The 20902-nt window shown below is 71.2% G+C and carries 20 protein-coding genes and 1 pseudogene; 8 read left to right on the top strand and 13 right to left on the bottom strand.

Translation table 11 applies throughout. The features are described 5' to 3' along the window. The 4 genes from efeB (at position 1) to OG294_RS21590 (ending at position 4895) form a co-directional block, all read left to right on the top strand. Positions 1 to 1251, top strand: coding sequence for an iron uptake transporter deferrochelatase/peroxidase subunit (efeB, locus tag OG294_RS21605; RefSeq protein WP_327068169.1), 1251 nt, complete (start codon positions 1 to 3; stop codon positions 1249 to 1251). Positions 1252 to 1356: 105 nt separating this feature from the next. Further along, positions 1357 to 2292: a prephenate dehydratase gene (pheA, locus tag OG294_RS21600; protein ID WP_327068168.1), complete on the top strand. Its 936-nt coding sequence runs from the start codon at positions 1357 to 1359 to the stop codon at positions 2290 to 2292. Positions 2293 to 2811: 519 nt separating this feature from the next. Continuing rightward, a complete protein-coding gene (serS, locus tag OG294_RS21595) occupies positions 2812 to 4086 on the top strand; it encodes a serine--tRNA ligase (protein WP_327068167.1) in 1275 nt (424 codons plus the stop codon). Continuing rightward, complete coding sequence (locus tag OG294_RS21590; protein ID WP_327068166.1) at positions 4083 to 4895, top strand: HAD family hydrolase; 813 nt, start codon at positions 4083 to 4085, stop codon at positions 4893 to 4895. The genes serS and OG294_RS21590 overlap by 4 nt, the downstream gene beginning before the upstream one ends. Before the next feature lie 16 nt (positions 4896 to 4911). On the opposite strand, the gene OG294_RS21585 is transcribed toward OG294_RS21590, so the two are convergent. Then, positions 4912 to 6636 (bottom strand): LCP family protein, encoded by a 1725-nt coding sequence (locus OG294_RS21585; protein WP_327068165.1) that lies wholly within the window; start codon positions 6634 to 6636, stop codon positions 4912 to 4914. A gap of 322 nt (positions 6637 to 6958) precedes the next feature. On the opposite strand from OG294_RS21585, the gene OG294_RS21580 reads away from it, so the two are divergent. Continuing rightward, positions 6959 to 7699 carry a FadR/GntR family transcriptional regulator gene (locus OG294_RS21580; RefSeq protein WP_327068164.1) on the top strand — a complete coding sequence of 247 codons (741 nt, stop codon included), beginning with the start codon at positions 6959 to 6961 and terminating at the stop codon, positions 7697 to 7699. Positions 7700 to 7779: 80 nt separating this feature from the next. Continuing rightward, positions 7780 to 9033 carry a CynX/NimT family MFS transporter gene (locus tag OG294_RS21575; protein ID WP_327068163.1) on the top strand — a complete coding sequence of 418 codons (1254 nt, stop codon included), beginning with the start codon at positions 7780 to 7782 and terminating at the stop codon, positions 9031 to 9033. A 75-nt stretch (positions 9034 to 9108) separates the two neighbouring features. Here the strand turns inward: OG294_RS21575 and OG294_RS21570 are convergent, their stop codons facing one another. The 10 genes from OG294_RS21570 to OG294_RS21525 form a co-directional block, all read right to left on the bottom strand. Beyond that, entirely contained in the window at positions 9109 to 9825 is a 717-nt protein-coding gene (locus tag OG294_RS21570; RefSeq protein WP_327068162.1) for an ABC transporter permease, read from the bottom strand. Positions 9826 to 9913: 88 nt separating this feature from the next. Then, a complete protein-coding gene (locus tag OG294_RS21565) occupies positions 9914 to 10834 on the bottom strand; it encodes an ABC transporter ATP-binding protein (RefSeq protein WP_327068161.1) in 921 nt (306 codons plus the stop codon). 9 nt (positions 10835 to 10843) lie between these two features. Further along, the gene (locus tag OG294_RS21560; protein ID WP_327068160.1) at positions 10844 to 11752 is read right to left on the bottom strand and encodes an ABC transporter permease; all 909 of its coding nucleotides are present in this window, start codon (positions 11750 to 11752) and stop codon (positions 10844 to 10846) included. Further along, positions 11749 to 12732, bottom strand: coding sequence for an ABC transporter ATP-binding protein (locus tag OG294_RS21555; RefSeq protein ID WP_327068159.1), 984 nt, complete (start codon positions 12730 to 12732; stop codon positions 11749 to 11751). The genes OG294_RS21560 and OG294_RS21555 overlap by 4 nt, the downstream gene beginning before the upstream one ends. A 128-nt stretch (positions 12733 to 12860) precedes the next feature. Next, positions 12861 to 13964, bottom strand: coding sequence for a hypothetical protein (locus OG294_RS21550; RefSeq protein ID WP_327068158.1), 1104 nt, complete (start codon positions 13962 to 13964; stop codon positions 12861 to 12863). Next, on the bottom strand, positions 13961 to 14845 hold the full coding sequence (locus OG294_RS21545) for a hypothetical protein (RefSeq protein WP_327068156.1): 885 nt from the start codon (positions 14843 to 14845) through the stop codon (positions 13961 to 13963). Before OG294_RS21545 ends, OG294_RS21550 begins: the two co-directional genes overlap by 4 nt. After that, complete coding sequence (locus OG294_RS21540) at positions 14842 to 15729, bottom strand: hypothetical protein (RefSeq protein ID WP_327068155.1); 888 nt, start codon at positions 15727 to 15729, stop codon at positions 14842 to 14844. Before OG294_RS21540 ends, OG294_RS21545 begins: the two co-directional genes overlap by 4 nt. After that, a complete protein-coding gene (locus OG294_RS21535) occupies positions 15722 to 16498 on the bottom strand; it encodes a hypothetical protein (protein WP_327068154.1) in 777 nt (258 codons plus the stop codon). Before OG294_RS21535 ends, OG294_RS21540 begins: the two co-directional genes overlap by 8 nt. A 230-nt stretch (positions 16499 to 16728) precedes the next feature. After that, complete coding sequence (locus tag OG294_RS21530; RefSeq protein WP_327068153.1) at positions 16729 to 17616, bottom strand: LLM class flavin-dependent oxidoreductase; 888 nt, start codon at positions 17614 to 17616, stop codon at positions 16729 to 16731. A 122-nt stretch (positions 17617 to 17738) separates the two neighbouring features. Beyond that, the gene (locus OG294_RS21525; RefSeq protein WP_327068152.1) at positions 17739 to 18332 is read right to left on the bottom strand and encodes a hypothetical protein; all 594 of its coding nucleotides are present in this window, start codon (positions 18330 to 18332) and stop codon (positions 17739 to 17741) included. A 683-nt stretch (positions 18333 to 19015) separates the two neighbouring features. Between OG294_RS21525 and OG294_RS21520 the strand changes: the two genes are divergently transcribed. Next, entirely contained in the window at positions 19016 to 19615 is a 600-nt protein-coding gene (locus tag OG294_RS21520) for a MarR family transcriptional regulator (protein WP_327068151.1), read from the top strand. Beyond that, complete coding sequence (locus OG294_RS21515; RefSeq protein WP_327068150.1) at positions 19612 to 20076, top strand: HEPN domain-containing protein; 465 nt, start codon at positions 19612 to 19614, stop codon at positions 20074 to 20076. Before OG294_RS21520 ends, OG294_RS21515 begins: the two co-directional genes overlap by 4 nt. Positions 20077 to 20115: 39 nt before the next feature. Here OG294_RS21515 and OG294_RS21510 read toward each other — a convergent pair. Both OG294_RS21510 and OG294_RS21505 read right to left on the bottom strand, forming a co-directional pair. Continuing rightward, a pseudogene (locus tag OG294_RS21510) lies at positions 20116 to 20358 on the bottom strand (LLM class flavin-dependent oxidoreductase); the annotation flags it as partial. 53 nt (positions 20359 to 20411) lie between these two features. Continuing rightward, positions 20412 to 20891 carry a hypothetical protein gene (locus tag OG294_RS21505; protein ID WP_327068148.1) on the bottom strand — a complete coding sequence of 160 codons (480 nt, stop codon included), beginning with the start codon at positions 20889 to 20891 and terminating at the stop codon, positions 20412 to 20414. Positions 20892 to 20902 lie beyond the last annotated feature (11 nt).

Raw genomic sequence — 20902 nt, 5'->3', positions numbered from 1 at the left:
ATGTCCACGCAGGAGACAGGTGGTGCGCCGACCGCTCGGCAGAGCGCGGGCGCCTTCTCGCGCCGGACGCTGTTCGCGGGCGCCGGGGCCTCCCTCGCCGTCGGCGCGGCCGGCGGGATGCTCGCCCAGGGGGCGAGCGCCGACGGAGGCGACCGCGCGCCCGCGCTCGGGGCCGCCAAGGTCGGCTTCCAGGGGCCGCACCAGGCCGGGATCGTCCAACCGGCGCAGGCCCGCGTGCAGTTGGCCGCCTTCGACCTGGCGCCGAACGCCGGGCGGGCCGGGCTGCAGGCGCTGCTCAAGCTCTGGTCGCAGACCGCGGCCCGGCTGGCGGTCGGCGAGCCCGCCCCCAGCCACGAGAACCAGATCGCGCTGGACGCCGGGCCCAGCTCGCTGACCGTCACGGTGGGCTTCGGCGCCACCCTGTTCGACAAGGTGGGCCTGGCCGATCGCCGGCCGCCGCAGCTGAACCCGCTGCCGGACTTCCCGCAGGACGCCATCGACCGCTCGCGCAGCGACGGCGACCTGTGGGTGCAGATCGGCGCGGACGACGCGCTGGTGGCCTTCCACGCGCTGCGGGTGCTCCAGCAGCAGGCGGCCGGCACCGCCGCCGTCCGCTGGCAGATGGCCGGCTTCGCCCGCACCCCCGGCGCCACTGCCAGGCCGATGACCGGGCGCAACCTGATGGGCCAGGTCGACGGGACCAACAACCCCAAGCCGACCGACGCCGACTTCGCCGCCAAGGTCTTCGCCACCGGGCCGGACTGGATGGCCGGCGGCAGCTACCTGGTGCTGCGGCGGATCCGGATGCTGCTGGACGACTGGGAGAACCTGTCGACGGACCGTCAGGAGCGGTTCGTCGGACGGCGCAAGTCGGACGGCGCCCCGCTGTCCGGCGGCACCGAGACCACGCCCGTCGACCTGACGAAGCAGAACCCGGACGGCACCCTGGCGATCCCCGCCGACGCGCACATCCGGGTGGCGGCGCCGGCCGCCAACGGTGGGGCCGCGATGCTGCGGCGCGGCTTCTCCTACGCGGACGGGGTGCTGCCGGACGGCTCGCCGGACGCGGGCCTGCTCTTCCTCGCGTTCCAGGCGGACCCGGCGCGCGGCTTCGTCCCCGTGCAGCAGAAGCTGGCACGCGGCGACGGCCTGACCCGCTTCCTGCGCCACGAGGCCAGCGGGCTGTACGCGGTGCCGCCCGGTGTCCAGGGCGACGCGGGGTACCTGGGGCAGGCGCTGCTGGAGGGGTAGCCGGCCGCGGGCGGGCCCAGCTCGTGGGACGGCGGCACCGCGGGCGGTCCGAAGTGGCTAAGGTGGCACGTCTGGTATCGGTACCGAAGCTCATGGAGGCGCGGCATGTCGGCTACCCGCTACACCTACCTCGGGCCCGCCGGCACCTTTACCGAGGCCGCCCTGCACACGCTGCCGGAGGCGGCGACCCGGGAACTGGTGCCGCTGCCCTCGGTGCAGGCGGCACTGGACGCGGTGCGCGCCGGCGAGGCCGCCGGGGCCTTCGTGGCCATCGAGAACTCGGTGGAGGGCGCGGTCACCGCGACCGCCGACGAACTGGCGGGCGGCGCACCGCTGATGATCTACCGCGAGGTGCTGCTGCCGATCAGCTTCGCGCTGCTGGTACGCCCCGGCACCGCGCTGGCCGACATCAAGACCGTCACCAGCCACCCAGTCGCCCAGCCGCAGGTGCGCCGCTGGCTGGGCGAGCACCTGCCGCACGCCCGCTGGGAGGCCGCCGCCTCGAATGCGGACGGGGCGCGGCTGGTGCAGGAGGGGCAGGCCGACGGCGCCTTCGCGGGCGAGTTCGCCGCCGCGCTCTACGGGCTGGAGCCGCTGGTCACCGACATCCACGACGCGCAGAACGCGATCACCCGCTTCGTGCTGATCGGCCGGCCCGGGCGGGTCTCCTCGCCGACCGGGGCGGACAAGACGTCCATCGTGGCCTGGCTCGGTGACAACCACCCGGGTGCCCTGCTGGAACTCCTGCAGGAATTCGCGGTCCGCGGGGTCAACCTGATGCGGATCGAATCGCGGCCGACCGGGCACGGGCTCGGGAACTACTGCTTCTCGATCGACTGCGAGGGTCACCTGACCGAGCGCCGGGTCTCCGAGGCACTGATGGGCCTGCGGCGGATCTGCCCGCAGATCCGGTTCCTGGGCTCCTACCCGCGGGCCGATCAGCGCACGGCCACGCCGCGCCAGCCGGGCACCTCGGACGAGGATTTCGACCGGGCCGCCGACTGGCTGGCGCGCTGCCTGGACGGGCGCGGCGAGGGCTGATCCAACGGCCGGTTCCCGGACCGCTTCACCGGCCGGTTCCCGGCCGGACAGCCGGGGGACGGCCGCCCGAAACCCGGCGTACATCCGGGCCCAAGGCCGTTCCCGCACGTCATCCACAGGCCCGGGGCCGGTCCTCCGGTCATCCACAGGCCGCTTCCCGAGGCAGTTATCCACCGGTTATCCACAGGCCTGGGGATGAGTCGACAAACCGGCTTAGCCACTCCCAGGTCCGATCTGATCATCGGTAAACGGGATAAAGAGGACTCTTCAGACCAGAGTCACCCTTCTCCTCAGAATTCACCACTCCGAGTGAGTGAATTCCCTCGGCCGTGCGGGCAGATCGAGGTTTGAAACATGGAAAACGCGATTCGAGGCCCGTTGGTTACGCCGCTCTCCGCCATCCACAGGACAGCGCCCGTCCCTGTGGACAAATGGCGGGCGACAGCCTTCCGGGGCGAGTTATCCACACGGATCGGCGAGTTATCCACAGGGGACCCCGATCCCGGTAGGCTTGGCCCCGTGATTGACCTTCGCCTGCTTCGTGAGGACCCTGACCGAGTGCGCGCCTCGCAGCGCGCCCGTGGCGAGGACGTCGACCTGGTCGACGCCCTGCTCGCGGCCGACGAGCGGCGCCGATCCTCGGGCAGTCGCTTCGACGAGCTGCGCAATGAGCAGAAGGGTCTGGGCAAGCAGGTCGCCAAGGCCCAGGGCGAGGAGAAGACCGCCCTGCTCCAGCGCACCAAGGCCCTGGCCGAGGAGGTCAAGGCCGCCGACGCCGAGCAGTCGGGGGCCAAGGAGGAGGCCGAGCGGCTGCTGCGCTCGCTGGCCAACCTGATCGACCCGGCCGCCCCGGTCGGCGGCGAGGAGGACTTCGTCACCCTCGAGGAGATCGGCACCCCGCGCGACTTCGCCGCGGAGGGCTTCGAGCCCAAGGACCACGTCGAGCTCGGGCAGATCCTGGGCGCGATCGACACCGAGCGCGGTGCCAAGGTGGCGGGCGCGCGGTCCTACTACCTGACCGGCCCCGGCGCCCTGCTGGAGCTGGCCCTGGTCAACATGGCGATGGCGCAGGCCGGTGCGGCCGGCTTCATCCCGATGATCACCCCGACCCTGGTGCGCCCGGCCGCGATGGACGGCACCGGCTTCCTCGGCCAGGCCGCCGAGAACGTCTACCACCTGCCGCAGGACGACCGGTACCTGGTCGGCACCAGCGAGGTCGCGCTCGCGGCGTACCACATGGACGAGATCCTGGACGCCGACCAGCTGCCGCTGCGCTACGCCGGCTTCTCCTCCTGCTTCCGCCGCGAGGCCGGGACGTACGGCAAGGACACCCGCGGCATCATCCGGGTGCACCAGTTCGAAAAGGTGGAGATGTACGTCTACACCACCCCGGAGGAGGCGGAAGCCGAGCACCGGCGCCTGCTCCAGTGGGAGGAGGACTTCCTCAACGCGCTCGAACTGCCCTACCGGGTGATCGACGTGGCCTCAGGCGACCTCGGCGCCTCGGCCGCCCGCAAGTTCGACATCGAGGCCTGGATCCCGACCCAGGGCAAGTACCGCGAGGTCACCTCCACCTCGAACACCACCGAGTACCAGTCCCGCCGGCTGTCGATCCGGATGCGCGAGGATGGCAAGGTCCGTCCGCTGGCCACCCTCAACGGCACCCTGGTCGCCGTGCCCCGGGTGATCGTGGCGCTGCTGGAGAACCACCAGCAGGCCGACGGCTCCGTGGTGCTGCCCGAGGCGCTGCGCCCCTACCTGGGCGGCCGGACCACGCTGGACCCGGTCAAGTGACCGACGGGTTGCCGTACCGGCTGGTCGCCACCGATCTGGACGGCACCCTGCTCACCCCCGAGGAGACCGTCTCCGCCCGGACCCGGGCCGCCCTGGCCACCGCCACGGCGGCCGGGGCCACCCACGTCATCGTCACCGGCCGCTCGGCCCCCTGGGCCCGGCCGGTGCTGGACGAGATCGGGTACTCCGGGATAGCGGTCTGCGCGCAGGGCGCCCAGGTCTACGACGCGGGCGCGCACAAGCTGCTCACCTCGATGACGCTGGACCGCAGGGTGGCCCAGCTGGCGCTGGCCAAGCTGGAGGCGGAGCTGGGCCCGCTGGCCGCCGCCGCCACCCAGGACGGCCTGGACGGCCGGGTCCTGGCGCTGCACTCCTACCGGCTGGAGATCGGCGGCGATCTGCCGCTGCAGCGGGTCGGCACCAAGGCGGAGCTGTTCGGCGAGCCGATCAGCAAGCTCTACATCCAGCACCCCGGGCTGACGGACGACCAACTGGCCGACGCCGCCCGGCGGGTGGTCGGCGACCTGGTCGGCGTGACGATGGCCGGACCGGGCATCGTGGAGCTGCTGCCGCTGGGCCTGTCCAAGGCCACCGGGCTGGCGGTCGCTGCCCGGCGCCTGGGCCTGCGGGCGAAGGACACCATCGCCTTCGGCGACATGCCCAACGACCTGCCGATGTTCCAGTGGGCCGCGCACTCGGTGGCGATGGCCGGCGCCCACCCGGAGCTGCTGGCGGTGGCCGACGAGGTCACCGCGAGCAACGCGGCGGACGGCGTCGCGCTGGTGCTGGAGCGGCTCTACCGCGGCTGACCGGCCGTCACCCCGGTCAGTTGTAGCTGAGGTTGGAGCACGGGTCGTCGTCGGCCGAGCGGGCGTTGTCGCTGATGCTGGACGGCAGCGGGGCCGGGGCCGCGCTGCCGGGGGAGGCCGGAGCACCGGCGGCGGCGCCGCCGTTCGCCGCCGCCGCGTAGTCCTTGCCCAGGATCAGGTTCAGCGCCGCGGTGCTGCTCTTCTCCAGGGTCGCCCCCGGGAAGAGCTGCGCGAGCGCCTGGGCGGCCTTGGCCTGGTTCGGACCGTACTCGATCACCGTGGTGTCGTGGTCCTGGGTGGCCGCGTTGGCGGCGCCGGCCACGGTGAACCTGGCGTCCTTGAGCTTGGCCGAGGCCGAGGTGGTCAGGCCCGGGGTGGTGGTGCCGTTGTAGACCATCACCCTGGCCCCCGCGCCGTTCACGTCCCCGGCCGCCGGGGCGCTCGGTGCCGCCGGGCTGCTCGGGGCGGCGGACGAGGGGTTCACGCTCGGGCCGGCGGAGACCGGGGCGTCGGGGTGCTGGCCGCTGGCGTCCTGACCGTCGAGGGTGCGGTCGGCCTTCAGGGCGGCCCACAGGTGGTCGGCGTCCGGCTGCACCCAGGCCACCCGGGGGCCCTCGAAGCGCCAGGGCACGGTGATGAACTTGATGTCCTTCAGGTCGATGTTCTTCATCGACAGACCGAAACCGAGCAGCTTCTCCGCCGAGCCCAGGTCGGGGTCGACGGTCAGCGACTTGGTGGCGGCGTCGGCCAGCGGCAGCAGGGTGGTGGGGCTCATCCCCTCGCCCTTGACCTTCTTGATCAGCGCGGAGAGGAAGGCCTGCTGACGCTGCATCCGGCCGATGTCCGAGCCGTCGCCGATGCCGTGCCGCACCCGGACGTAGTCCAGCGCCTGCTGCCCGGCCACGCTCTGCACGCCCTTGGTGAAGATCTGCTTGCCCTTGCGGCCCAGGTTGGGGTTGAGGTCGCCCTCGTAGACCGCGTTCGGCACGCAGACCTGGACGCCGCCGACCGCGCTGGTCATCGAGGCGAAGCCGTTGAAGTCGACCACCAGGGTGTGGTCCACCCGCATCCCGGTCAGCTTCTCGACGGTGTTCTGCGTGCAGGCGGGGTTGCCGGTGTCGGTGTTCCCCATCGAGAAGGCCGCGTTGAACATGGTGTCGGGCTGCGGCTTGGTCCACTTGCCGTTGACCAGGCAGGAGGGGATCGTCACCAGCGAGTCGCGGGGTATCGAGATGCCCACGGCGTGCTTGTGGTCGGCGTAGACGTGCAACAGGATCGTGGTGTCCGAGCGGGCACCGTCGTCGCCGCCACCGCCCAGGGTGTTGTTGCCGCTGCCGCGCGAGTCGGAGCCGATCAGCAGGACGTTGACCGGCTTGTTGCCGTTGGCGTCGGCGGTGGCCTCCGGCGGGCGGTCGGTGGCGATGCCGGCCTTGTCGAAGCTCTTGATGTTGCCGTTCAGCTTCAGGTAGACCGCGCCGGTGCCGGCCGCGAGCAGGATCACCGCGGAGGCGGCACTCCAGGCGATGATCTTCTTCTTGCCGGTGGGCCGGCCCGGCTTGCGGCGGCCCCGGCCCGCGGCCCGGTTCTGGGCCCGTCCCTGCGCCCGTCCCTGGGCCCGTCCCTGCGCCCGGCGGGCCTCGGCCCGGCCGCCGGGGCGTGGCTGCTCGGCGGCATCGGTGGCACCGGTGGGATGCGGTTGCGGCGCGTCGTGGTTCGACGCACCCGACCTCTGGCCTGACATTCGTACACCCTCCACCGGCCACTGACGGAGCTCCTGCAGAGGTCCAGACCTCTACAGGAGCAACGCCGAGCGCCCTCGGGGACGTGCCGCGATGCCCTGTGGCCCCGCTCTCATCCCGCACCGACACATTGAGCTATTCAGCGGAGCATATAAAGCCATCATCACGAAGTCACGGGGGAGTCTTGACCTGGACTTTTACTTGCAGGATTGCGCAAGCCGCCGAAGGGTCCGCGACGACCCCACGAGGGGTCAGTTGTAGGATGACCGGGCAAAGAGGTTGTAGGATGACCGGGCAAGCACGACGGGTGATCGGAGGTGGCAGGTGAGCAGCGAGAACGGCAACGGCGGCAGCCTGCGGGCCGCCGGTCGGCGCTCCCTGGTGGACGTCGCGATCGAGCAGCTCCGGGAGCAGCTCGCGGCCGGCGTCTGGGCCGTGGGCGAGCGGATCCCCACCGAGCACGAGCTCGCCGAGCGGCTGCAGGTCGGCCGCAACACCGTGCGGGAGGCGATCCGGGTGCTGGTGCACGCGGGGATGCTGGCCACCCGCCAGGGCGAGGGCACCTTCGTGCGCAGCACCAGCGACCCCGCCGCCGTGCTGCGCGGCGTGCAGCGCTCCGGCGTGCGCGACGTGCTGGAGGTCCGGGCGGCGCTGGAGGCCGAGGCGGCCCGGCTGGCCGCCGTGCGGCACACCCCCGAGGACCTGGACCGGATGCGGGCCGCGCTCGCCCGGGAGGCCGAGGTGATCGCCGCACACACCGAGCGGGTCGGCCGCGAGGCCACCGTCGAGCACGACCTGGAGTTCCACACCGCGGTCGTCGAGGCCGCCCACAATCCCGCGCTGGCCGAGGTCTACCGCTACTTCGGTGCCTCGGTCCGTGAGGCGATGCGCACCGCGTTCGGCGACCACGAGATGCCCGAGGTGGTCGTGGCCACCCACGCGGCGCTGGTCGACGCGATCGCCAGCGGCGACCCCGACCGCGCCGAGGCCGCCTGTCGCGCGTTGCTCCTGGAGCCCATCGCGGCCGTCGAGCAGCTGCTCGCGGAGTTCGCGGCGCGCAAGTAGTCGGAAGCACCGCGCCGCGCCACCACAGCGCGCGCCCGGCTTCCCCCTGCCACTCCCTCATCCCTAGAAATGGCACCACCATGTCCGTCACCCGGGTTCAGCAGCCGCTGCCCACCTCGGCCGTCCGTGTCCGTACCAGGCTCGCCCACCCGGCGCTGCTGCTGACCGGGATCGTGCTGGTCGCGCTGAACATGCGGGCCTGTCTGGCCGCGCTCTCGCCGATGGTGGGCGAGATCCAGCACACCTTCGGCCTGTCGGCCACCGTGAGCGGGCTGATCACCACCGTGCCGGTGCTCTTCCAGGGCGTGGGCGCGCCGCTGACGCCGCGGCTGACCCGGCGCTTCGGCACCGAGCGGGTGGTGCTCGGGGCGGTGCTGCTGCTGGGTGCGGGGGTGCTGCTGCGAGTGCTGCCCTCGGTGGTCGCGCTCTTCGCGGGCTGCGTGGTGATCGGGGTGGCCATCGCGGTGCTCAACGTCTCGATGCCCGGCCTGGTCAAGCGCGAGTTCCCGGAGCGGGCGGCGACGATGACCGGGGTGTACTCGACCACCATGCTGGTCGGCGCCACGCTGGCGGCCGGCAGCTCGGTGCCGCTGGAGCACGCGCTGGGCGGCGGCTGGCGGGCCTCGCTCGGGGCCTGGTCGCTGCTGGCGCTGATCGCGGCGGTGGCCTGGCTGCCGCAGGTGCTGCGGGCCCGTCAGGAGCGGACGGCGCAGCTTTCCCCCGCGTCCGCCGCCCAGCCGCAGCCGGTGGCCGAGAAGCCGATCGCGGGGATCTGGCGGCTGCCGCTGGCCTGGCAGATCAGCCTGTTCATGGGCATCTCCTCGCTGATGGTCTACACGCTGGTCGCCTGGATGCCCACGATCCTGGCCGACCACGGGATGAGCCGCGACCAGGCCGGCCTGGTCTTCGCCTTCAGCAACCTGGTGCAGGTGGCCGGCGCGTTCCTGGTGCCGCTGCTGGCGGGCCGGCTGCGCAGCCAGCGCTGGCTCGCGGTGGCGATGGCCGGGCTGAACGCGCTGGGCGTGGCCGGGCTGCTGATCGCCCCGGTCTCGGGGGCCTGGATCTCGGCGGCGGTGCTGGGCCTGGCGCAGGGCGGCTCGCTGGGCCTGGCGCTGGCGTTCATCGTGCTGCGCACCCGCAGTGCCGCCGGGGCCGCGCAGCTGGGCGGGATGTCGCAGGCGGTCGGTTACCTGATCGCCGCGATCGGCCCGGTGGGCGGCGGCGCGCTGCACCAGCTGACCGGCAGCTGGACGGCGGTGCTGGTGGTGCTGCTGGTGCTCGCGGCGGCCGCCTCCGTCGCGGGCTGGGGCGCGGGACGCGACCGCACGCTGTAGCGGAGAGCACGCACCAGGGGTGGGGCCGCGATCACCGCGGCCCCACCCCTGGTGCGTGCTCGGTCGGCGGCGCTGCTATTCGCCCGAGTTGAAGGTCAGGCCGGCCAGCCGGACCGCGGCGAAGGCGGTGGCACCGACGATGACGACGAGCAGCAGCGGGACGGCCGCGCCGAGGCCGACCGAGGCGGTGATCGCGTCCGGGGCGGCGACGCTCTTGGCGATCGACAGGCCCCACTGCTGGATGCTCAGGGTCTTGGCGCCGTCGACGAAGTTGCCGATCAGGCTCTCCCAGATCAGCGCGTAGGCCAGGCCCACCACCACCGCGTTGCGGGTGACCACGCCGAGCAGCAGGAAGAGCGCGCTGTAGGCGGCGCCCGCCACCAGCGTGCCCACCGCGTAGCCGACCGCCAGGCCGTCGGTCGTGCCGTTGATGACCAGCCCCGCGACGAGGACCGGGATCGCGGTGAAGAGCCAGGTGGTGACGACGGCGACGGCCAGCTTGGTGGTGATGATCCGCCACCGCGGCAGCGGCTTGGAGAGCAGGTAGACGATCGAGCCGTCGTCGATCTCGGTGGCGATCACGCCGGTGCCGACCACCAGGCCGAGCAGCGGGACGAGCGTGCCCAGACCCAGCTTGCCCACCACGTTGACGGCGATGTCGTGCTTGTCGGTGCCGGAGTTGCCCGCCACCACGGACAGCAGCAACAGCAGCGCCGGGACCACCAGCAGCAGGATGCCCCGCCGCCTGCCGAGCAGACCGCGTACGGTCAGCCGCGCCACGGTCAGGTTCACGGTGTCAGCCTTTCTACGGCGGAGCTGGGCAGGGCCCGGTGGGGCCGGGGCCCGTGGCGCAGGGAACAGCGGAGCAGCGAACAGTGGCTCAACGGGCACCGACCAGGTAGGAGAAGACGCTCTCCAGGGACTCGTCCGCCGGGGAGACGGTGAACAGCCGGATCCCGGCCTCCTTGGCCACCTTGGGCAACAGGGTGGTGAAGCCCTGGAAGTTGATCGCCTGGATGCGCAGCGCCCGCTCCTGCCAGTCCAGTTCGATCCCGGCCGTGGAGCCGTCGGCGATCAGGGCCGCCGCGAGGCGCCGGTCGTCGCTGGAGCGCACCAGGTAGCGGTGCGGACGGTCCGTCATCAGCCGGCGGATCTTGCGGAAGTCGCCCGAGGCGGCGTGCCGTCCGGCCACCACCACCTCGATGTGCCGGGCCAGTTGCTCGACCTCCTCCAGGATGTGCGAGGAGAAGAGCACCGTGCGCCCGTCGGCGCCGAACCGCCTCAGCAGCTCCATCAGCTGGAGCCGCTGGCGCGGGTCCATGCCGTTGAACGGCTCGTCCAGCAGCAGCACCGCGGGGTCGTGGACCAGCGCCGAGGCCATCTTGACCCGCTGCTTCATGCCCTTGGAGTACGTCCCGGTGCGACGCTCCTGCGCGTGCTCCATCTCCACCAGGGCCAGCGCCCTGCGGGCGGCGGCGCCGGGGTCGGAGAGGCCGTGCAGTTCGGCGTTGGCGAGCACGAACTCCCAACCGGTCAGGTAGTCGTACATCGACTCCCGTTCCGGCACCAGGCCGATCGCCCGGTAGACCTCCTGGTTGCGCCAGATCGGCGCGCCGTCCAGCGTGACGGCACCCGCCGAGGGGGCGAGGAAGCCGCTCATCATGTGGATCAGCGTGGACTTGCCGGCCCCGTTGGGCCCGAGCAGGCCGGTCACCCCCGGGCCGATCGACATCGAGATGTCGTTGACGGCGACCACGTTGCCGAACCAGCGGGAGACCTTGTCGATGGTGATGACAGCCATGACGACCCCTCAGACCTTCCGGTAGCGGCGCAGCAGCAGCGCATAGGCGCCGGCCACGAGGACGACGATCTCCAGGCCGAAGACCACCGCACCGGCCGCACCGGGTGTGGTCGGGAGGTCCGGGGCCAGGCTGAAGACCCGGTTGACGAAGCGCTCCACCAGCGAGCTGGGCCCGAGCACGTAGGCCCACGCGCTGGAGCCGGACGTCGGGTCGCCGTGCAGGCTGGCGAGTACGGAGGCCACCGCCTCGGAGACGAGCAGCACGCCCATGATCGCCGCCACGCCGAAGCCGCGGCGGGGCGTGGTCGCCGCGATCACCAGGCCGATCGCGGAGAAGACCAGCGAGTAGAGCACCGCGGCCAGCAGGCCGATGCCGAAGTGCACGGTGTTGCGCGTGAAGTCCATCCCGCCGAGCAGCGCGCCCACGTAGAGCACCAGCAGCGGCAGCACCATGACGACCAGCGTCGCGGCCACCATCGCCGCGCACTTGGCCCGCACGTAGTCGCCGCGGGTGATCGGGCGGGAGAAGTACAGCGGGACGGTCAGGTGGCGCAGGTCGCGCGAGAGCAGCACCGGCGCCTGGGCCGCCACGAAGATCTCGAAGAAGAGCAGGCCGATGTTGCTGAGGTACTGCGGGTAGTCGGTGCTCAGCTGGTCGCTCTTGCGCACCAGTGCCAGGACCACCACCATGGCGGCCGGCAGCGTGGCCGCCGCCAGCATCAGCATCGGCAGCACCTTGGACTTGGCCGACCGGCCCAGCCCGAAGGCACCGCGCAGCCCCTGCACGAAGAGCGAGCGGGTGGCGTAGCTGCGGCCGAGCCGGGGGCCCTGGTAGCCGCGGTAGCCGATGTTGTGGATGACGCCGTCGGTGGCGCCGGCCCGGGCCGGCGGGACCGGGAGGTCGGACTGCGTGGTCATCGGCGCTCCCCGGCCGGCTCGGTGAGGGTGTCGGAGTCGGGGGCCGCCCCGGACTGCGCCTCGGTGAAGATCTCGGAGACGCGGTGGCGGCGCTGCTCCAGGCGGACCAGGCCGAGGCCGAGGTCGGCGACCGTGTCGCGGATCAGGTCGTAGGTGTCGTCGCCCGCGATCTCGACCAGCAGGATGTGCGCGGAGTCGGCGGTGGCGGTCAGCCCGGCGGCGGTCAGCCGCTGCCTGACGTCCGCGTCCGCGGTGCCCTCGGCGTTGTCCGTCACCTCCACCGCGAGCAGTTGGGTCGCCTCGGTGAAGGAGGCCGTGGAGGAGGAGCGCAGCAGCTTGCCGCCGTCGATCACCACCAGGTGGTCGCAGGTGCGCTCCAGCTCACCGAGCAGGTGGGTGGTGACCAGCACCGAGATGCCGAAGTCGCTGTGCACGCGGCGGATCAGCGCGAGCATCTCGTCCCGGCCGGCCGGGTCGAGGCCGTTGGTCGGCTCGTCCAGCAGCACCAGCCGCGGGTCGTGGACCAGGGCCTGGGCCAGCTTCACCCGCTGCTTCATGCCGGTGGAGTAGCCGCCGATCGGCCGGTAGCGCTCCTCGTACAGCCCGACGTGGCGCAGCACGTCGGCCGTGCGCTCGCGGGCGGCGGTGGCCGGCAGCCCGGACATCCGGGCCATGTGGACGACGAACTCGGTGGCGGAGACGTCCGGCGGCAGGCAGTCGTGCTCCGGCATGTAGCCGACCCGCTCGCGGATCGCCGACCCTTCGGTGGCGACGTTGAGGCCGAGCACTTCGCCGCTGCCCGAGGTGGCCGGGGCGAGCCCGAGCAGGATCTTGATGAGGGTGGACTTGCCCGCCCCGTTGGACCCCACAAGCCCCACGACGCCCGGCTGCACCTCTACGGTGAGCTGATCGAGCGCGGTGACGGCGGGGAACCGCTTGGTGAGGGCGTCCGTTCTGATGACTGGGGTCGAGGTGGACACGCATCGAACTTAGCCTGTGGGGTGCGTCCTGGGAGCTGGCTGGAGGACGGAGGTCCCTCGTGCTGCGGGATGACCGGGGTGCGGACGACCCCTAGGGGTCGCCGGTTGCTGAGGCACCGTCAGTTCCGCTATTCGAGCAGCTTCGCCTGGAGGCCGGCCACTTGGCGGAAGGCCTGCTCGGGCACGCCGTGCGGGTCGGTCATCAGCACGGTGACCACGACGTCGCCCGCGTTCAGGTAGGCGATCTCACCGGTCGGCGCCTGCGAACCCTGCCGCGGCGTGGTCCGGACGCAGTCGTTGGAGACGATGTTGCCGCTGACCGGAAGGTCCGGCCCGGACACCGCGTGCGGGACCGCCTTCGGGCTGCCGTTGTCGTTCAGGCCCTCGTAGAAGTCGTCGCCCTCGGTCGACGAGCCGAACCTGAGCAGCCAGATCTCGGTGCGGGTGCCGTCCTTGGTGGTCCACACCCGGGTGGCGGCGGTGCGGCACGCGTCGGTGGTGAGCAGCGTCGGCAGCTCGGCGGCGTCGTCGTGCAGCTTGGCGTAGTCGGCGCAGGAGGTGGCGGCGGGGGCGGTCGCGGTGAGGGTCGCGCCGGCGGACGGGGTCGCGGTGGGGGATACGGTCGTGGTGGGGGATGCGGTCGTGACGGGCACGCTCGGGCTCGGGGCCGACGAGATGTCCGCGACGTCGGCGGCGCCGGAGGGGCTGGACGTGCTGCTGGGGCTCGGGCCGGAGGTCGGGCTCTGGCTCGGGGCGGGGCTGTTGCGGGTCGGCCCCGAGCCCGCCACCGAGACGGCCTCCTTCGGTGCCGGCAGCAGGAGTTGGCTCAGGTCCGCGTAGTGCCGCTGGTGCGCCCGCGGGTCGGCCGGGGAGGGCAGGCCGGCCGGCAGCCGCGGCAGCGACAGCGGGGCGAAGGTGTAGCGGCCGTCGCTGCGGGTGGCGAGCCCGGGGAGGTCGGTGCGCGGCGGCGCCATGACCGCGAAGGCCGTCCCGGTGGCGCCGGCCGCCAGGAGCAGCGTGGCCGCGCTCCAGCGCAGCACCGCGGCCCGGCGGGGGCGGCGGCGCGGGCGCGGGGCTTCGGCGGCGGCGAGCGGGTCGACGGCGAACTGCGGGGCGGGGTCGGCGGGCTCGGCGGGCGCGGTGGGCTCCACCAACGTGGCGGGCGTCAGCGGCTCCGCCGGCTCGGTGGGCGTGGCGGGCTCAGCGGGTTCGGACGTGCTCTGGTCGGTCATGCGGATGCTCCCGGAATGGCCAGCCGCTCCAGCTGCTGACGGAAGATGGACACGGCCTCGCTCTTCGGCAACGGCGCGACTCCTTCGACGTGCATGCTCACCAGCAGGTCGCCCACGCCGGCGGTGCAGTCCAGTTCGTCCAGCGGCGCGCCCGGATCGAGCGGCGGCAGGAAGCAGTGCGCGTCCGGGTAGCCGGGGACGGCCGGCCCCTGGCGGAACAGCCCGGAGTCCGAGAGCGCGCCGATGACGGCGCTCTCCGCCTCCACCGAGTGCTGGTTGAACTGGTCGAGCCAGAGCGTGGCGACCGTCTTCCCGTCCGCGGCACGGTAGCTGCGCACGCCCGCGCCCTTGCGGCCCTCGGCGCGCAGGGCGGCCTTCACCTGGTCGCGCTTGTCCTTGGGCAGGTCCTTGACCCGCTCGTCCAGGTAGGAGTTGAGCTGGTCCGGCGTCAGGTCGGTGTCGTTGCCGTAATCGCCTTCGTCCGGGCCCAGTTGGTAGTCGGCCGGCAGGGGCAGCAGCAGATCGCGCAGCGAGCCGAAGTGCGCGCCGTTCGACCAGGCGCCGTAGGAGTTCGGCGACGCGCTCGGGGCGGGGGCCACCGGCCGGCCGCTCGGAGCCGACGCGGCGACCGGGGCGGGCGCGTCGCCGTACCCGGCCTTGATGACGGCGACCCCGATGCCCGCGCCGAGCAGCACGGCGGCGGCCACGGCGGCCGTGACGCGCAGCACGCGGCGGGCGCGCGGGCGGGGGTGCGGGGCTTCGGTGGCCGGGGCGACCGGGGCAGCCGGGGCAGCCGGGGCAGCCGGGGAGGCTTCAGCGGCCGGGGCAGCCGGGGTGGCCAGGGCCTCCGGGGACGGCCCGGGGTTGTCGAGGTCGCTCACGCCAGTCGCTCCCACTGCTGCTTGGCCAGGTCCCTGACCACGTCCGCGCTCACCTGGGCGGTGCCGAAGGCCTCCACGTCCACCACCACGTCGCCCCGGCGGGTCAGCGCCCGGCCGTGGTAGAAGGACTCGGTGGTGTCGGCGTAGGTCTCCTGCGTCGCGGGCGCCGCGTAGGCACCCGCCATGCCGCCGCCGAACGGTGTGCCGGTGAAGCGCATCGAACTCATGGCCGCGAGCGCCGAGTAGGAGTTGTCGGAGAAGTACTGGACCAGCTGGACCCGGTACTTCACGCCGTCCTTCTGCCAGGAGGTGACCGCCGCCCGGCGGAACCCGTTGGTGGCCAGCTGCGTGAAGTTGTCGGCCGAGTGGCCGGTCTCCATGGCGATCTGGCTGATGCTCTCCCAGTCCCCGGAGTCCGCGAGGCCGAAGTCGTCCCAGTCCTGGGCCCCGTCCGGCCTGGGCAGCAGCAGCGGGCGGAGATCGCCGTCGATGGCCAGCGGCCGGGGAGCGATCGCCGCCGAGTCCTGGGCGTCGAGGTGGGCCGCCGGATAGCCGGGGGCCGCCGCCGGCAGCAGGGCGGGCAGCGGCGTCGGCGGGCGGTGCTGCTGGACCGCATAGCCGATGCCGGCGCCCAGCAGCGGTCCGAGCAGCAGGGCACCGACCAGCAGCAGCGCGGTCCGCGGACGCCGGGCGGCCGGCTCCTCGTCGGGGCGCGTGGCGTCGGGCTGCGCGTCGTCAGGCAACGCGTCGTCGGGCAACGCGTCGTCGGGCAGCGCGTCGTCGGGCTGCGCGTCAGGTACGGCGGCGGGGGTGCTCAGGGCGGGCTCCAGCGCGGTGGGAACGGGGGTCGGGGGCGGACCGCTGAGGTCCCCGGGCTCAGCCACCGGCGACCAGCCGATCGTGCTGACGCTTCATCACATCGGCGAGCAGCGCCTTGTCCGGGTCGCCCTTCACCGAGACCTTCACCTCGTACTCGACGTCGCCGACCCGGCTGACGCCGACCAGGCCACCGGTGTAGGCCTGCTGCTCCGGCTTGAAGACGAAGCCCTTGGCCTCGCTGTCGCCGTCCACGGAGGTCGGCGGCCCGTCACCGTAACTCGCGCCCTGGAGCCATGCCTTGGCGTTGTCGGCGGAGGAGAAGCGCATCAGCCGGGCCGACACCTCCGCCCTCCCGTCGGCGGTGCGGTACTCGCGGTAGACCGCCTCCTGGTAGCCGTAGGAGTCCAGGACCGGCTTGATCTGGTCGGACTGCGCGTAGTCCTTGGCCAGGTCGTCCAGGTCGAGCGCGACGCCGTCCGGCGAGCCGTAGGACTCGCCGCCGTCGGGGATCGGCAGCAGGAAGTAGCGCAGATCGCCACCGTGCGTCGAGCCGTTGACCGTGCCGTGCAAGGTGCTGCTGGGCGCGGGGGCGAGGGTGATGGTGGGCAGCGGCACCGGGGAGGGGCTGTCGCTCGGGCCCAGGTCCCCGCCCGGCGCCGGGCTCGGCGAGGAGTTCGCGCCGGCCGCCACCGACCGGGCGTGCCCGTGGTCGGGCCTGCCGATCGCCACGGTGACGGTGGCGCTGGCCGCGGTCACCACGAGCAGGCCGACGGTGGCCAGCGTGACGGCCGCCGCCCGGGAGCGCCGGCGAGCCGCGGCGGGGACCTCGGGCACTGGCTCCGGCTGCCCTGCTGACGCGTGCTGGACCACGGTCGGTGGCTCTGCTGACTCGTGGTCAACGGCGTTTTCGGGCGCGGACAAGGGACTCCCCCCAGGAGTGAAGCACCATCAGGCAGGAGGAAATTATGAGAGACCGGCGTGGACGGCCTCAACGCGACAATCCACGCCTTTCACCCCATGGCTTCACCAATCAGACACGTCGTGATCGAACCGCAATGGTTCGCTCAGCCGAGTTGGGCCATCGCCTCGGTGGCGATCCGCTCGAAGACGGCGAGGTCGCTCGCGAAGATCGAGTCCGGCACCGGCCAGTGGACCACCAGCTCGGTGATCCCGATCTCCTGGTACCGCCCCGCCCAGTCCACGAACGCGTCCAGCGACTCGAGCGGCCGCTCCGCGGTCGACCCCTGCAGCAGCACCTTCTCCAGCTCGGCCACGTCCCGCCCGCGCGCCTCGCAGGCGGCCCGCAGCTTGGCCAGCTGCCCCTCGATCACCGCGGGCGCCTGCTCCACCGGCACGTCGCCGGGCCCGCGCGGGTCGCCGTAGGTCACCCAGCCCTGCCCGTACTCCGCCGCCAGCCGCAGCCCGCGCGGCCCCGTCGCCGCGACGTAGAACGGCACCCGGGGCTGCTGCACGCAGCCGGGAATGTTGCGCGCCTCGACGGCCGAGTAGTACCGGCCCTCGCTGGTGGTGGCGTCCTGGGTGAGCAGTTCGTCCAGCAGCGGCAGGAACTCGCCGAACCGGTCCGCCCGCTCCTTGCCCGACCAGGCCTCCTGGCCCATCGCCGTCGCGTCGAACCCCGACCCGCCAGCCCCGATCCCGACCGTCAGCCGGCCGTCCGAGATGTCGTCGACGGTCAGCAGCTCCTTGGCCAGCGTGACCGGGTGGCGGAAGTTGGGCGAGGTGACCAGGGTGCCGAGGCGGATCCGCTCGGTGGCGGCGGCAGCAGCCGTGAGGGTCGGGATCGCCCCGAACCACGGCTCGTCGCGGAACGAGCGCCAGGAGAGGTGATCGTAGGTGTACGCGGCATGGAAGCCGAGGTCCTCGGCCTGCTGCCAGATCTTCTGACCCGCTGACCAGCGGTGGATGGGGAGGATCACGGTACTCAAGCGCATGGTGTCGACCCTATGCCCCCGACGGTCATGAAACCCAAACCACGGCATGACGTAGCAGCTCACCATTCGGCGAACGATGGAGAGACGAAATTTATTCCGCCAATCCGAGAGATAACCTCCGGTTACAGTGGCCTAAATTTTTCTGTCCCGATGACTGGGATCACTCCTTCGCCATCCAGAGCTTTGAGTGTCCCCAGGAGTTTGCCCTGGGCCCAGCTATTCCATGATTTAGCGATCAGGTTATAGGAGCTCTTGCGTCCGGCGCTGGTCCCAAGGAGTACTCGGTCGCGAAAAAATCGATTCCGCAGAACAAGGCGTGGATCCTTCTGATCCATGTTGGCACCAGATACCAATCCGTTGGCCCAGTCCTCAATCCTATCGGCGTACTCCGTGCGCGCAGCCTGGGCCAGAACCACCAGATGGGTGGGCTGGTTGATTCCTGCCGCCCTGTAGGAGGCGGCGGCCAGGGGGGGCAGGTTGACCAGCTCTGGCCAGGCGGCCACCGCCCTCAGGATATCGGAAGTTGTCGCCTTGGTGTCATAGAAGCCGTCAAATAGAGTCACCGGATCCCACATCTTGTAGAGCTGGCCGATAATTCGGGCCGCAGCCGCCACGATCACGCGATGCGGGATCTTCAGAAGCTGAGCTGCTTGGCGCCTATGTCCTGCATCGAGAACGTCAAACGTCTCGACGAGACAGTTTGGAATCACGAGCATCTCAACCGAGACATTCGAGAGCTTGATCGCCTTCAGTCGATGCTGCCCGTCGAGCAGCTTGCCCGTGGTATCGAATGCGATTCCTTGATGAGTTGTCCTCCACTCCCCCTTGCCATGGATCGTGCATAGCGTTCGTAGACCGTGTCCGAGAGAACGCGATTGTGCTCCGGATTGCAGTGGGTGAGCCAGAGGTCTGCCATATGTGGCGTAATGATCATGCAGGACGGGCCGTCGGGGAGCGGCGAGAGCTTTACGGTCGACAAAAATTACTCCTCTACAAAAGGGATACAGAAATTTCCGTCGGTAATTTTAGCCTCAGCTCCCGATTGCGGCTAGCGATTGCTTGACAGTAGGCAAACTGCGACAGACGAGGACGACGGGATGGCCTTTGCTGCGCGCTCCACGGGATGCCGGGGAAGCTCTTTGCGGCCCTGCCCTCGCGGGCTGCAAGCGGCACCAGGGCCTGCTGCACCGGCGCAAGCCCTGGTTCTGCGAGAGCAAGCCCCGCCCGAGCGTCTCCGTGATCGGCGAGCGCCAGTGAGTTCGCTGCGAGTGGGCCCGAGGTTCAGCAGGGCCCGGCGCGTGCCGCGTACGTCTGGGCGCTCGGGCGCTCGGTCGCTCGTAGGGGTGACATGGCGGCTTCCAATGAACAGTTGCATAAGGCGCAAGCTACTCTTCAACTTATGCAATCTCCTCCGCCGGCGCTGCTGCCGCTCCTACGAACGCCGTTCCAGGGAGAGATGCTGGCCTGGTTGTACCTGCATCCGCAGGAAGAGACCTCGCTGGCCGACATCGCCGCGCGCTTCGGCGTCTCGACTGCAACCGCGAGCCGCGAGGCGGACCGGCTGGTCGAGGCAGAACTGGTCACAGAGCGACGGCACGGAAACCTCCGACTCCTGCGGGCCAACGCCATTGGGCGGCTGGCAGGCCCACTGACCGAGTTGTTCGCCCTCACCTACGGTCCGATCGCCGTGCTCGGCGACCTGCTGCTGCCGATTGCCGGCGTGGAGGAAGCCCGCATCTACGGCTCCTGGGCAGCCCGCTACTCAGGAGAGCACGGTGGGGTGCCCAACGACGTCGATGTGCTCGTGGTGGGTAGCCCCGACGAGGACGAGCTGTACGAGGCTGCACGCAAAGCGGAGCGCCTACTCGACCGAGAAGTCAACGTTCACCGGGTCTCATCGGCCCGCTGGCACGAGCCGGGCACGGACCCGTTCCTCGCGGGCATCAGAAGCCGACCGACGGTTCAGCTCGAAGCGTTCGAAAGGAAGCACAAGGGATGAAGTGGCAGCAGGGCCGCGCCGCAGTCGAAGGCATGTTGACCCGCAAGGAGCTGGAGCGAGTACCCGCGAGCCGGGAGCAGGCCGACAACCTGCTGGCTCAAGCGTCGAACCACCTCAAGGCAGCAGAGGCGGTCGTGTCATTCGATGCCATCGGCGCCTACCAGCTTCTGTACGACGCAGCCCGCAAGGCGCTGGTCGCAGTGCTGGAGAACCAGGGGCTGCGACCGACCAGCCGAGGGGGTCACATCGCGGTCCTGGAAGCCGTCAGCGCGCAGCTCGATCCACCTCTCGGGGCGACCCTCAGGCCCTTCGACCGCATGCGCCGACGCCGGAATCAGGCGGAGTACGCGGATCTGGACGCACCCGGGATCGAAACCCAAGACGTGACCAACGATGTCCCGAAGGTCAAGGCGATCATCGAGCTTGCGCAGCGCGTCCTGGATGAAATGAGCCCGTTCTGACGTACTTCGGTGACCGCCCGGGGCGATCGGACCAGGTCAGACTGCGATAGGTGAACGAGGCTTGACCGAGGTGACCAGGGTGCCGAGGCGGATCCGCTCGGTGGCGGCGGCAGCAGCCGTGAGGGTCGGGATCGCCCCGAACCACGGCTCGTCGCGGAACGAGCGCCAGGAGAGGTGGTCGTAGGTGTACGCGGCATGGAAGCCGAGGTCCTCGGCCTGCTGCCAGATCTTCTGACCCGCTGACCAGCGGTGGATGGGGAGGATCACGGTACTCAAGCGCATGGTGTCGACCCTAGTCCCCAGCCGCACCCGGGGCCCCGTCCACCGCTCGTGGGTCAGCCCTCGAACACGCGCCGGAAGTCCGCCAGGACACTGCGCGAGAACTCGTCCTCGGCCGGGTCCGCCGGGGTCACCAGCGACACGAGGAAGAACTCGGACATCAGCAGTTCGACCCCGTCGGCCGCGGTCGCCACCTCCTGGTCCGCGGCCTCGATGCCCTGCAGTCGGGCACCGATCCGCGAGCGGTGGAATTGATAGAAGATCGAGAAAGGACCCTCGCCGTTGACGTCCAGGGAATAGCCGGAGTCCTCCCAGAACTCTTCCATCTCGGCGCCGCTGGAAAATGTCAGGATCTCCGAGTACTTGGCGTCGGGATCGATCTCCAGCTGCCATTCGGCACCGAAGGACTCGGCAACCGGCACTCCGCCGAAGTACAGCGAGGGCCACCGCTCGCGCTGCGCCTCGATGAACCGGACGACCCGCTCGCCGAACGAGAAATCGATCAGGAAATCTGTCCCGAATCCCGTGATCTCCATCGAACCCCTCC

The organism is Kitasatospora sp. NBC_01302 (genome assembly GCF_035976515.1).
Classification (GTDB): Bacteria; Actinomycetota; Actinomycetes; order Streptomycetales; family Streptomycetaceae; genus Kitasatospora.
Note: the sequence above shows the minus strand (reverse complement) of the source record. Positions and strands in the feature narration are given on the sequence as shown.

Coding starts and splice junctions, on each gene's coding strand:
- efeB (WP_327068169.1), top strand. CDS start 1: ATGTCCACGCAGGAGACAGGTGGTGCGCCGACCGCTCGGCAGAGCGCG.
- pheA (WP_327068168.1), top strand. CDS start 1,357: ATGTCGGCTACCCGCTACACCTACCTCGGGCCCGCCGGCACCTTTACC.
- OG294_RS21585 (WP_327068165.1), bottom strand. CDS start 6,636: ATGTCAGGCCAGAGGTCGGGTGCGTCGAACCACGACGCGCCGCAACCG.
- OG294_RS21575 (WP_327068163.1), top strand. CDS start 7,780: ATGTCCGTCACCCGGGTTCAGCAGCCGCTGCCCACCTCGGCCGTCCGT.
- OG294_RS21565 (WP_327068161.1), bottom strand. CDS start 10,834: ATGGCTGTCATCACCATCGACAAGGTCTCCCGCTGGTTCGGCAACGTG.
- OG294_RS21560 (WP_327068160.1), bottom strand. CDS start 11,752: ATGACCACGCAGTCCGACCTCCCGGTCCCGCCGGCCCGGGCCGGCGCC.
- OG294_RS21550 (WP_327068158.1), bottom strand. CDS start 13,964: ATGACCGACCAGAGCACGTCCGAACCCGCTGAGCCCGCCACGCCCACC.
- OG294_RS21530 (WP_327068153.1), bottom strand. CDS start 17,616: ATGCGCTTGAGTACCGTGATCCTCCCCATCCACCGCTGGTCAGCGGGT.
- OG294_RS21525 (WP_327068152.1), bottom strand. CDS start 18,332: ATGCTCGTGATTCCAAACTGTCTCGTCGAGACGTTTGACGTTCTCGAT.
- OG294_RS21520 (WP_327068151.1), top strand. CDS start 19,016: ATGCAATCTCCTCCGCCGGCGCTGCTGCCGCTCCTACGAACGCCGTTC.
- OG294_RS21515 (WP_327068150.1), top strand. CDS start 19,612: ATGAAGTGGCAGCAGGGCCGCGCCGCAGTCGAAGGCATGTTGACCCGC.
- OG294_RS21505 (WP_327068148.1), bottom strand. CDS start 20,891: ATGGAGATCACGGGATTCGGGACAGATTTCCTGATCGATTTCTCGTTC.